Origin of the sequence: Rhodopseudomonas sp. WA056 (genome assembly GCF_010906995.1) — a bacterium.
In the GTDB taxonomy this organism is placed as follows: Bacteria; Pseudomonadota; Alphaproteobacteria; order Rhizobiales; family Xanthobacteraceae; genus Rhodopseudomonas; species Rhodopseudomonas palustris_G.
Genome location: NZ_QPFS01000144.1, coordinates 1 through 11,371 on the forward strand (window position 1 = coordinate 1; position 11,371 = coordinate 11,371).

Genomic DNA, 11,371 nt, shown 5'->3' on the forward strand with positions numbered 1-11,371 from the left:
GTTGTGCTCAGGATAGCGTGCCGCAGAAGCGAAACACGCCGCGGCAGAACGAGAACCGGACCTTTGCGATCCGGCACCAAGGGGAGAGAAACTCGATGAATCTACGCTACAGCTTCGTCCTCACCTCCGTGACGGCGATCGCGGCTTTGACGCTGGCCGTCGGTGCGGCGGCAGCGGCCGACAAGAAATACGATCCCGGCGCCAGCGACACCGAGATCAAGATCGGCCAGACCGTGCCGCATTCCGGGCCCGGCTCGCTGTACGGCGTGCTCGGCCGCGTCGGCGAAGCCTATTTCCAGATGCTCAATGAGAAGGGCGGCATCAACGGTCGCAAGGTCAAGTTCCTCACCCTCGACGATTCCTACAGCGCCCCGAAGGCGGTCGAGGCGACCCGCAAGCTGGTGGAGCAGGAGGAAGTGTTGGCGCTGTACGGCTCGCTCGGCACCGCCCCGCAGACGGCGGTGCATAAATACCTAAATTCCAAGAAGGTGCCGCAGCTTCTGCTGAACACCGGCGCGTCGAAGTGGAACGACCCGAAGAACTTCAAATGGACCATGGCGGGCCTGCCGCTGTATCCGACTGAAGCGCGGATTCTCGCCAAGCACGTCGTCGCGGTGAAGCCTGACGCCAAGATCGCGATCCTGTACCAGAACGACGATTTCGGCCGCGACTTCCTGGCGCCGTTCAAGAAGGTGCTGGAGGAGGCCGGCGGCAAGGCCAAGGTGGTGGCCGAAGCCAGCTACGACCTGACCGAGCCGACGATCGATTCGCAGATCATCAATCTGTCGAAGTCCGGTGCCGACGTGTTCTTCAACATCACCACCGGCAAGGCGACCTCGCAATCGATCCGCAAGATCTCCGAAGTCGGCTGGAAGCCGTTGCATCTGCTGTCGGCCGGATCGACGGGGCGCTCGATCCTCAACGCCGCCGGTCTGGAAAACTCCAAGGGCATCGTGGCGATCCGCTACTCGAAGGAAGTCGGCGTGCCGCGGTTCGAGAACGACCCGGAGGTGCAGGCGTTCGAGGCGTTCCGGGCCAAGTATCTGCCGAACGTCGACAAGGACAATACCATCGCCTATGCGGGCTATGGTCAGGCGGCGACGATGGCGGAGATCCTGCGGCGCTGCGGCGACAACCTGACCCGGGAAAACGTGCTGAAGCAGGCGTCAAACCTGAAGGGCTTCCATTCGCCCTATTTCCTCGACGGCATCACCTACAGCTACACTCCGGACGACTACACCCCGATGAAGACGCTCTACATCGCGACCTTCAACGGCTCCGACTGGGACATTTCCGACAAGCCGGTCACCGAATGACCGTCGCTTGACCCCTGATGCTGCTGCGAACGCCCGCCATCCCGGCGGGCGTTCTGGTTTTCGGCAGAACCTCGCCTGACAGTCTTTCTGCGTTGTGGCCGACCTCGACCGGCGCGGCCGCAATGCCTACCTTGGCAGAGTGAACCTCGCCGATTCCGCCCCGTCCCCCGATCTGCTGCCCGAACTGTTCCGGTGCTGGTTCGCCGCGCGCGGCTGGGCGCCGCGCGCTCATCAGCTCGCATTATTGGAAAGAGCCCGCGCCCAGCGCTCGGCACTGCTGATCGCCCCGACCGGCGCCGGCAAGACGCTGGCCGGATTTTTGCCGACGCTGGTCGAGTTGAGCGCGCCGCGGCCCGCAAACCTCTCCTCGCTTGCGGGGAGAGGTCGAACGGCCGGCGAAGCCGGTCGGTCGGGTGAGGGGGCTGATGAGCCTCCGCTCGACGAAGCTGCGGGTGATGCCGAGACGCCCCCGCATCCGTCGCGAGCTGCGCTTGCCGCGCCACCTTCTCCCCGCACGCGGGGGGAAGGATTGGCGCCGCGCTCCGGCGGTCTGCATACCCTGTACATCTCGCCGCTCAAGGCACTCGCGGTCGACATCGCCCGCAATCTCGAAGCCCCGATCGGCGAGATGAAGCTGTCGATCCGGATCGAAACCCGCACCGGCGACACCCCGGTGTCGCGGCGCACCCGGCAGCGCAAATATCCGCCCGACATCCTGCTGACCACGCCCGAGCAACTCGCGCTGCTGCTCGCCTCCGACGATGCGCCGTATCTGTTCAGCAGCTTGCGGCGCATCGTGCTCGACGAGCTGCACGCGCTGGTGACCTCGAAGCGCGGCGATCTGCTGTCGCTCGGTCTTGCCCGGCTGTGGCGGATCGCCCCGCAGCTCCGCGCCATCGGCCTGTCGGCGACGGTGGCCGATCCGGGCGAACTCGCGCGCTTTCTGGTGCCGCAGCCCGACGGCACACCGGAGTCGGCCGACATCGTCGTCGCCAGCGGCGCGGCGCAACCGATCGTCGAGATGCTGGATACCAGGGAGCGGTTGCCGTGGGCCGGGCATTCGGCGCGGCACGCGCTGCCCGAAATCTACGACCTGATCCGGCGCAACACCACGACGCTGGTGTTCGTCAACACCCGCAGCCAGGCCGAGATGCTGTTTCAGGAGCTGTGGCGGATCAACGACGACAATCTGGCAATCGCGCTGCATCACGGTTCGCTCGACGTCGCGCAGCGCCGCAAGGTCGAGGACGCGATGGCGGCCGGCCGGTTGCGCGGCGTGGTGTGCACCTCGTCGCTCGATCTCGGAATCGACTGGGGCGACATCGACCTGGTCGTCAATGTCGGCGCGCCAAAGGGCTCGTCGCGGCTGATGCAGCGGATCGGCCGCGCCAATCACCGGCTGGATGAAGCCTCGCGCGCCGTGCTGGTGCCGGCCAATCGGTTCGAAGTGCTGGAATGCGCCGCCGCGATCGATGCCGTCGCCGAGAACGCGCAGGATACACCGCCGCAGCGCACCGGCGCGCTCGACGTGCTGGCGCAGCACATCCTCGGCTGCGCCTGCGGCGAGCCGTTCTTGGCCGATGATTTGTATGCCGAGATCCGCAGCGCCGCGCCTTACGCGGATCTGCCGCGCGCCGATTTCGACGACACCCTCGATTTCGTCGCCACCGGCGGTTACGCTCTGAAGAGCTACGAGCGCTTCGCCCGCATCAAGCAGGACAAGCAGGGCAAATGGCGCGTCGCCAATCCGAAGGTGCGGCAGGCCTATCGGCTCAACGTCGGCACCATCGTCGAGGAGGCGATGCTGAAGGTGAAGCTGGTGCGCGCTTCGCGTGGTGCCAAGACCGGATCGACCGGCGCGATCGCGCGCGGCGGGCGGATGCTCGGTCAGATCGAGGAGTACTTCATCGAAGGGCTGACGCCGGGTGACACCTTCGTGTTCGGGGGCGAGGTGGTGCGCTACGAGGCGCTGGTGGAGGATCAGGTCTACGTCTCGCGCGCGAACGACAAGGACGCGCGGGTGCCGTCCTACATGGGCGGCAAGTTCCCGCTGTCGACCTATCTGGCCGCACGCGTCCGCGGCCTGCTCGCCGACAAGCGGACCTGGAAGGGGCTTCCCGACCAGGTCCGCGATTGGCTGGCGCTGCAGACCAAGGCGTCGCGCGTGCCGGGGCGCAGCGAGCTGGTGGTCGAGACCTTTCCGCGCGCTGCCAAGTACTATCTGGTGTGCTACCCGTTCGAGGGGCGGCTCGCGCATCAGACGCTCGGCATGCTGCTGACGCGGCGGCTGGAACGCGCCCGCGCCCGGCCGCTCGGCTTCGTCGCCAACGAATACGCGCTGGCGGTGTGGGGGCTCGGTGATACGTCGCACATGATCCGGCACGGCCGGCTCGATCTCGACGCGCTGTTCGATCCCGACATGCTGGGCGACGATCTCGAAGCCTGGCTCGCCGAATCAGTGCTGATGAAGCGCACCTTCCGCTACGCGGCGATCATCTCCGGACTGGTCGCGCGGCGCTTCGCCGGCGAGGAGAAGAGCCGCCGGCAGGTACTGTTCTCGACCGACCTCGTTTACGACGTTCTCAACAAGCACCAGCCGGACCATGTGCTGCTCCGCGCCGCCCGCGCCGACGCTGCCACCGGCCTGCTCGATCTGCGCCGCCTCAGTGATATGCTGACGCGAATCAGAGGGCACATCGTCCACAAGGAACTCGACCGGGTTTCACCTCTCGCTGTGCCGGTGATGCTGGAAATCGGCCGCGAAGCCGTGTACGGCGAAGCCAGTGACGAACTGCTCGCCGAAGCCGCCGACGAACTGGTGCGCGAGGCGATGGAAGGTCCGTCAAGGCGTAGGATGGGTTGAGCGCAAGCAAACCCATCGCGCCGTGCACTGCACTATCCGTCATGCCCGGGCTCGTCCCGGGCATCCACGAATACAGCATTCCCCCGAGCTCATCGTGGATGGCCGGGACAAGCCCGGCCATGACGACAATGGTTTCCGATCCGCTCCCGATCACCGATTGCAGCGTCGCCATCGCCGGCGCCACGCTCGTCGCCGATCTGTCCGGTGCGCTGTACTGGGAAGACGAGCGGCTGCTGGTCGTGTCCGATTTGCATCTCGAAAAAGGCTCCAGCTACGCGATGCGCGGCGTGCTGCTGCCGCCCTACGACACGGTGGCGACGCTCGGCCGATTAGGTGCGGTGATCGCGCGGTTCGATCCGAAGGTGGTGATCGCGCTCGGCGACAGCTTTCATGATCGCGACGCGCATCATCGGCTGTCCGATGCCAACCGCGATATTCTCACTGCGCTGCAGGCGCGGCGCGACTGGATCTGGATTGCCGGCAATCACGATCCCGAGCTGCCGTGCAGCCTCGGCGGCAGCGTCGCGGCCGAAGTGCGGATCGGCGACGTCGCGTTCCGTCACGAGCCGACTGGCGCCTGCGGCGAGATCGCCGGCCATCTGCACCCGAAAGCGCGGGTCAGTCGCCGCGGCCGCAGCATCGAGCGCCGCTGCTTTGCCGGCGACGGCATGCGCGTGGTGATGCCGGCATTCGGCGCCTATACGGGCGGCCTCAACATTCGCGATGCGGCCTTCGCGCGATTGTTCGGCGGCGCGGCTTTCACCGCCCATGTGCTCGGCGACAATCGCCTCCACGCCATCGCCGCCGCGCGCTGCTGCTGACCCCATAACAATCCTCGATACTACTATCCACGAGATAACTATCCACGAGTCATTCCGGGGCGCTCACGAAGTGAGCGAACCCGGAATCTCTCTTTGCAATAATCTCGGGATTCCAGGTTCGCTTGCTACGCAAGCGCCCCGGAATGACAGCGAGGAAGAAGGATCACGCCACCTTGGCGTGGATCTGGTCGCAGAATTCGGCGAGCGTTTCGGCAAGACGCAGCGTCGCCGGGCTGGCTTGCGGGCCGGCGATCAGGGCGAGTTCGGTGCGGTCGATCGGCGGGAAACCGTCGCGCGCCGTCAGCTTGCGGTGGTCGGCCTGGATCGAAATCTCCGACAGGATCGACAGACCGAGCCCGGCCGCGACCGCGGCTTGAATCCCGGCGAGGCTGGAGCTGGTATAGGCCATGTGCCAGCGCCGGCCCGTGGTTTCGATCGCGTGGATCGCACGGGTGCGATACAGGCAACCGCCGGGAAAGAAGATCAGCGGCACCGAACTGGCTTTGGCGTTGCACGGGTGGTTCTTGCTGTTCACCCAGTAAACCCGCTCCGGCCACACCGCGATCGCGCCGCTGCCGCCGGTCTCGCGCTTCAGCAGCGCGAGATCGAGGTCGCCACGTTCGAGATCGCGCTTCAGATTCAGGCTCTGGTCGGCGCGGACGTCGAGCCGCAGCCCGGGGCGCGCCCGCGAGAAGCTGCCGAGCAGCCGCGGCAGCCGGTAGAGCGCGAAATCTTCCGGAATTCCCAGCCGAACCGCGCCCTCGTTGCCCGGCCGCGCCACCACGTCGCGCGCCTCTTCGGCGAGCGCCAGCAGGCGCCGCGCGTAGGACAACAGCCGTTCGCCGGCCTCGGTCGGGATCACGTCCTTGCCGCTGCGGTCGAGCAGTTGCCGGCCGAGATCGTCTTCCAGCCGCTTGATCTGCTGACTCACCGTCGACTGCGTCCGGTGCACACGCTCGCCGGCGCGGGTGAAGCCGCCGGCTTCCACCACCGAGACGAAACTGCGCAGCCATTCGAGGTCGAGCCCCGGCTGCTCACTATTTTATCATTTAATTTCCAGATGACAACGCGCGCGCCTAGATCGGAGTGGTGTTCAGGAGGCTACGATGTCGCTCGCGCCCACCACCTCGCTCATCACCCCCACATTCAACACCCGCCCGTTGCAGATCGCGCTGTTCTGCGCGCTGTGGAGCTTTGCGTTCGTGGCCGGCAAGGCCGGCGTCGCCGACTGTCCGCCGTTGATCCTGCTGGCCGGACGGTTCACGCTCGCCGGCGTGCTGATTCTCGGGCTGTCGGCGCTGATGCGCGAGCATTGGAATCTGCGCCCGCGCGACATCGCGCTCTGCGCGCTGCTGGGCGTCATCAACAACGCGCTGTATCTCGGCCTCGGTTATATCGGTCTGCAGACCGTCTCGGCCGGCATCGGCGGACTGATCGTCAGCGCCAATCCGGTGTTCACCGCGGTGCTGGCGGCGCTGGTGCTGCACGAGGCATTGACCTGGCGAAAGGTCGTCGGCCTGGTGCTCGGCGTCGCCGGGGTCGCCTTCATCGTCTGGCACCGCATCGCGATCGGCACCGAGGCGTGGCACGGCGTCGGCTTCACGCTGGCTTCGCTGGCGTCGATCGTCGCCGGCACCATTCTGTTCAAGCGCCTGGCGCCGCACGGCAGCCTGTGGATCGGCAACGGCATTCAGAATCTCGCCGCGGGACTGGTGCTGACGCCGCTCGCTTTCTCGCTGTCGAGCGTCGGCGACATCGTGCCGAGCTGGCGGCTTGCAGGCGCCTTCGCGTTCCTGGTGCTCGGCGGTTCGATCGTCGCCTATTGGCTGTGGTTTCGCCTGCTGACGCTGTACGGCGCGACTGCCGCCAGCGCTTGGCATTTCGTGATGCCGCCGCTGGCGATGCTGTTCGCCTGGCTGGCGCTGGGCGAAGCGATCGACGGCCGCGACCTGCTCGGCGTGATCCCGGTGGCGGTCGGCATCTATCTGGTGACCCGGCCGGCGCGGAGCTTGGTGCCGGCCGGATGAACCATCGGTCTCGTTCCATTGCCGGAACCGACCGGTCTCGACTACGTTGTGTCGAGATCGGCGAGCCGGGGACCGAGTGTGAAGCACAGCGCCAGAGGCGATGCCGAAAACCCCGCTTCTTTCAGGCCTGGGGTCGGCGACGTCCCCAAGATTCAGCGGCTCGAAACCTTTCGGCTCCGCGGCTTCTTCAAGACGCTCGGGCCGGGCCTGATCACCGGCGCTTCCGACGACGATCCTTCCGGCATCGGCACCTACAGCCAGGCGGGCGCGCAGCTCGGCTACGGCATCGGCTGGACGATGCTGCTGACCTTCCCGCTGATGGTGGCGATCCAGGAAATCTCCGCCCGGGTCGGCCGCGTCACCGGCCACGGCATCGCCGGCAACGTCTGCCGGCACTATTCCGGCAGACTGCTGACGGCGATCGTCGTGCTGCTGTTCACCGCCAATACCATCAACATCGCCGCCGACCTGGCAGCAATGGCCGACGCCACCAGGCTGCTGATCGGCGGCCACCCGCTGCTCTACGTGGTGGCGTTCGGCGCGATCTCGGTTCTGGCGCAGGTCTTCTTCGACTACAAACGCTACGTGGCGGTTCTGAAATGGCTGACGCTCTGCCTGTTCGCCTATGTCGGCGCGCTGGCGGTGGCGAAGGTGGACTGGCCGCAGGCCGCCGCCGGCGTGCTGATCCCGCAGCTCACCTGGAGCAGCGGTTATCTCACCACCATCGTGGCGATCCTCGGCACCACGATCTCGCCGTATCTGTTCTTCTGGCAGGCCTCGCAGGAGGCCGAGGACGAGCGGATCGATCCGCACAAGAAGCCGCTGACGAAATCGCCGCAGGATGCACCGTGGGAATTCCAGCGCATCCGGGCCGACACCATCGTCGGCATGGCGTTCTCGAATCTGATCGCGCTGGCGATCATCATCACGGCGGCCGCAACCCTGCACGCCAGCGGCCGGACTGACATCGAGACCTCGGCTCAGGCCGCCGAAGCGCTGAAGCCGATCGCCGGTCCGTTCGCCGAATGGATCTTCGCGCTCGGCATCGTCGGCACCGGCCTGCTGGCGATCCCGGTGCTGGCCGGCTCCGCCGCCTATGCGGTCGGCGAGGGACGGCGCTGGCCGGTCGGTCTGGCGCGCAAGCCGAAGCAGGCGGTGGCGTTCTACAGCGTGCTGGCGCTGTCGGCGGTGCTCGGCATCGCCATCAACTTCGCGCCGATCAATCCGATCTCGGCGCTGTATTGGAGCGCGGTGATCAATGGCGTGCTCGCGGTGCCGGTGATGGTGCTGTTGATGCTGATCGCGCGGCGCCGCGACGTGATGCACCGCTTCACCGTGGGCGGCCCGCTGTATTGGCTCGGCTGGCTGTCGACTGCCGCGATGGGGCTCAGCGTCATCGCGATGGCGGTGGGGTATTTGCTTTAACGGGCCCCACACGCCGTCATTCCGGGGCGGTCGCGAAGCGACCGAGCCCGGAATCCCGAAGTTATCAGGCCGAGAGGCCGGCACACGTGGCGCTGCCGGGTGCCCTGAATCTCGAGATTCCAGGTTCGCTCGCTGCCGCAAGCGCCCCGGAATGACCGGGCGCCATTAATCCCGTCGGAACACGACCGACGCCAGCCAGCCGGTGGCCAGCGCCATCAGGGCGGTGACCAGGCCGTAGATGATGCCGTGCTGGCGCGCCGCGGTGGCGACGAACTGCTCGAAGCCGATCTTGGCGATCTCGAACGAGGTGTCGGTCTCGGTCAGCAGCTCGCCGGCCGCAAACAGCTTGATCGAGATTTCGTAGCTGCCAATCGGCACCTCGGCCGGCAGCGGAATTCCAGTGCGGAACAGCGTCGGGGTGAGAAATTTCACCGCCGCCGCATCTTCACGATACAGCTTGTTGTCCTCGCGCAACCGGACGAACGCCTGGCGGAACTGGTCGTCGGCGACGACGTCGGCATAGTCGGTGCCGATCCGCTGCGTCAGAAGGACGTGATTGATGCCGAGCTGCTGACGCCGTCGCACCTCGAGCGGCGCGATCGCGTCGATCGGCCGATTGGCGAACACCGCCAGATAGCTCGGCACCATCAGGAATTCGCGGGAGTCGGTGTTGATCCAGATCCCGAATTTGCGTTCCTTGCGCCGCGTCACCATGTTGGCGCGCGGACCGAGCACGGTGACCACCAGGTCGTATTTGGCCTGGTCGGTGAACGCCGGATGGTCCTTCTCGATGGCGCCGAACAGCACCAGTTCGCCGCCCGAATAGTTCGGCGTCACGGTGACGCGGGCGTTGGAGACCGACACGATCAGGCGCTCGGCCTTGGCCGGCGAGGCCGACGGCAGCAGTGCCGCCAGCAGCGCGGCAGCGGCGAGGGCACGGAGCGATGCGAACCGCCGCACCATCACGCCGGGCCCAGTTCGCGCAGCGTGAACAGCTCGGCGGGCCGGATGCCGAGTTCGATCGCGAACCGGATGCCGACCGCCAGCACCAGCAGGCCGAGCAGCAGCCGGAGCTGTTCGCCGCGGATACGCTGGCCGGCGCGGGCGCCGAATTGCGCGCCGGCGACACCCCCGATCATCAGGATCAGCGCCAGTACGGCGTCGACAAGATGGCTGGTCGCGGCATGCAGCACGGTGGCGATCAGCATCGTCGCCAGGGTCAGCACCATCGAGGTTCCGACCACGGTGCTGGTCGGCACCCGGAGCAGATAGATCAGCATCGGCACCAGGAGGAACCCGCCGCCGACGCCCATCACCGCGCCGATGAACCCGATCATCACCCCAATCGCGATCACCGGCAGGACCGACAGATAGATCTTGGAGCGCTTGAACCGGACCTTGAACGGCAGCGCGTACAGCCAGTTGCGGTTGCCGGAGCGGCCCGGCAGCGCCACCTCGCCGCGGCTGGTGCGGCGGATCGCGCGGATGCCTTCGGACACCATCAAGCCGCCGACTGCGGTCAGCAGCACGACGTAGGACAGCGCGATCACCAGGTCGAGCTGGCCGACCGAACGCATCAGCACGAAGAACCAGACGCCGAGCCCGGTGCCGGCGATGCCGCCGCATAGCAGGATGAAGGCGAGCAGCGGATCGATCGCACGGCGCCGCCAGTATGACAGCGCGCCGGAGAACGATGACGCCGCCATGTGGCTGGTCACCGAGGCCACCGCGACCGCGGGCGAGATGCCGATGAAGATCAGCAGCGGGGTCATCAAGAAGCCGCCGCCGACCCCGAACATCCCGGACACGAACCCGACCGCGGCGCCCATCGCCAGGACGAGCAGGACGTTGACCGGGAGATCGGCGATCGGGAGATAAAGTTGCACGCGCGGTTCGCTTCGGAGTTCTCGCTGTGACGACGGCATCCCCGGGCTGCCGCTTCGGCGTGGAGATGCTCCTAGTCGGTGATCTGGCGCGGATCCGGGCCGCACGCCGAACTGCGGCCCGTCCGATACGCCTCTGCATAGCCGAAATTAGTTCGCACCGGGATTCCAGATTCTGTCGCGGGCCGGATTTTTTGGCGGGCGCCGCGCGTCGCGTCCACCTGGCGGACGGGAAGGCTCAGCGGGCGGCGCGCTGCGCAGTCCCGCGCTTGGCGGCCGCGCCGGTTTGCCCGTCCCAGCCGCCCGCCGGAGCGACCACCTTGACGGCGGCGTCGGGCTGCGGTTCGGCCGTGAAGGTCTGGATCGCGAGCTTGGCGGCCGCCAGTGATTGCGGGTCGAGCCGCTTGGCGACATCGTCGCGCTTGCGGCCGGCGTCCTCGTCGCCCTGGGCGGCGGCGAGGGCGAACCACTTGTACGATTCGGCGAGGTTCTGATCGACGCCGATGCCGCGGGCGTACAGGATGCCGAGGTTGAACTGGCTATCGGCGACGCCGCGCTCGGCGGCCTTGCGGAACCAGGCGGCTGCGGTCTTGTAGTTCGCGCCCTTGCTGCCGCCGTCGGCGTACAGCACGGCCAGATTGTGCATCGCCTTGGCGTTGCCGCGGTCGGCCGCGGTCGAATACAGCTTGCGCGCTGCGTCGAGATCCTTCTTCACGCCCAGCCCCTTTTCGTAAAGGGTGCCGATCCGGAAGATCGCCGGGGTTACGCCGGCATCCGCCGCTCGCTGATACCACTTGGCGGCTTCGTCGTAATTCGTCGGCACGCCCTTGCCTTCGGCGTAGCGGGTGGCGACCTCATAGGCGGCTGCGGCGTCGCCCTTCAGCGCGGCGGTGCGCAGCGCCGGTCCGCCGATCGCCTCGGGCAGGCGTTCGGCCGCCGGAATCGGGATGGTACCGAACTTCTCCGCCGGTGCGGACGGCTGCGCCGTCGGGATCGTGCCGGTGATGTCTTCGGCCGCAGCGGGCGCGCTCTGCGG

At 67.0% G+C, this 11,371-nt stretch carries 9 protein-coding genes; 5 read left to right on the forward strand and 4 right to left on the reverse strand.

Annotation, left to right across the window (positions count from 1 at the left end; all coding sequences use genetic code 11):
* Nucleotides 1-95 precede the first annotated feature (95 nt).
* The 3 genes from DU475_RS20890 to pdeM all read left to right on the forward strand — a co-directional run bounded on the left by DU475_RS20890 (nt 96) and on the right by pdeM (nt 5,000).
* Nucleotides 96-1,316: an ABC transporter substrate-binding protein gene (locus tag DU475_RS20890; RefSeq protein ID WP_164633208.1), complete on the forward strand. Its 1,221-nt coding sequence runs from the start codon at nt 96-98 to the stop codon at nt 1,314-1,316.
* A gap of 139 nt (nt 1,317-1,455) precedes the next feature.
* Nucleotides 1,456-4,179 carry a ligase-associated DNA damage response DEXH box helicase gene (locus DU475_RS20895; protein ID WP_047307501.1) on the forward strand — a complete coding sequence of 908 codons (2,724 nt, stop codon included), beginning with the start codon at nt 1,456-1,458 and terminating at the stop codon, nt 4,177-4,179.
* Between the two features lie 128 nt (nt 4,180-4,307).
* Nucleotides 4,308-5,000 (forward strand): ligase-associated DNA damage response endonuclease PdeM, encoded by a 693-nt coding sequence (pdeM, locus tag DU475_RS20900; RefSeq protein WP_047307500.1) that lies wholly within the window; start codon nt 4,308-4,310, stop codon nt 4,998-5,000.
* A 163-nt stretch (nt 5,001-5,163) separates the two neighbouring features.
* On the opposite strand, the gene DU475_RS20905 is transcribed toward pdeM, so the two are convergent.
* Complete coding sequence (locus DU475_RS20905; protein WP_164633212.1) at nt 5,164-6,009, reverse strand: LysR family transcriptional regulator; 846 nt, start codon at nt 6,007-6,009, stop codon at nt 5,164-5,166.
* 97 nt (nt 6,010-6,106) lie between these two features.
* Here DU475_RS20905 and DU475_RS20910 point away from each other — a divergent pair, with 97 nt between their 5' ends.
* Together DU475_RS20910 and DU475_RS20915 are read left to right on the forward strand one after the other, a co-directional pair.
* Complete coding sequence (locus tag DU475_RS20910; protein WP_164633209.1) at nt 6,107-7,027, forward strand: DMT family transporter; 921 nt, start codon at nt 6,107-6,109, stop codon at nt 7,025-7,027.
* Nucleotides 7,028-7,177: 150 nt separating this feature from the next.
* Complete coding sequence (locus DU475_RS20915; protein WP_349644216.1) at nt 7,178-8,452, forward strand: Nramp family divalent metal transporter; 1,275 nt, start codon at nt 7,178-7,180, stop codon at nt 8,450-8,452.
* A gap of 165 nt (nt 8,453-8,617) precedes the next feature.
* Here the strand turns inward: DU475_RS20915 and DU475_RS20920 are convergent, their stop codons facing one another.
* From DU475_RS20920 to DU475_RS20930, 3 genes are all read right to left on the reverse strand, one after another.
* Nucleotides 8,618-9,415, reverse strand: coding sequence for a TIGR02186 family protein (locus tag DU475_RS20920; RefSeq protein ID WP_013500758.1), 798 nt, complete (start codon nt 9,413-9,415; stop codon nt 8,618-8,620).
* The gene (locus DU475_RS20925; protein ID WP_041807692.1) at nt 9,415-10,338 is read right to left on the reverse strand and encodes a sulfite exporter TauE/SafE family protein; all 924 of its coding nucleotides are present in this window, start codon (nt 10,336-10,338) and stop codon (nt 9,415-9,417) included. The genes DU475_RS20920 and DU475_RS20925 overlap by 1 nt, the downstream gene beginning before the upstream one ends.
* A gap of 235 nt (nt 10,339-10,573) precedes the next feature.
* Nucleotides 10,574-11,371: tetratricopeptide repeat protein (locus DU475_RS20930; RefSeq protein ID WP_164633211.1), on the reverse strand; the 798-nt coding region annotated here is incomplete at its 5' end.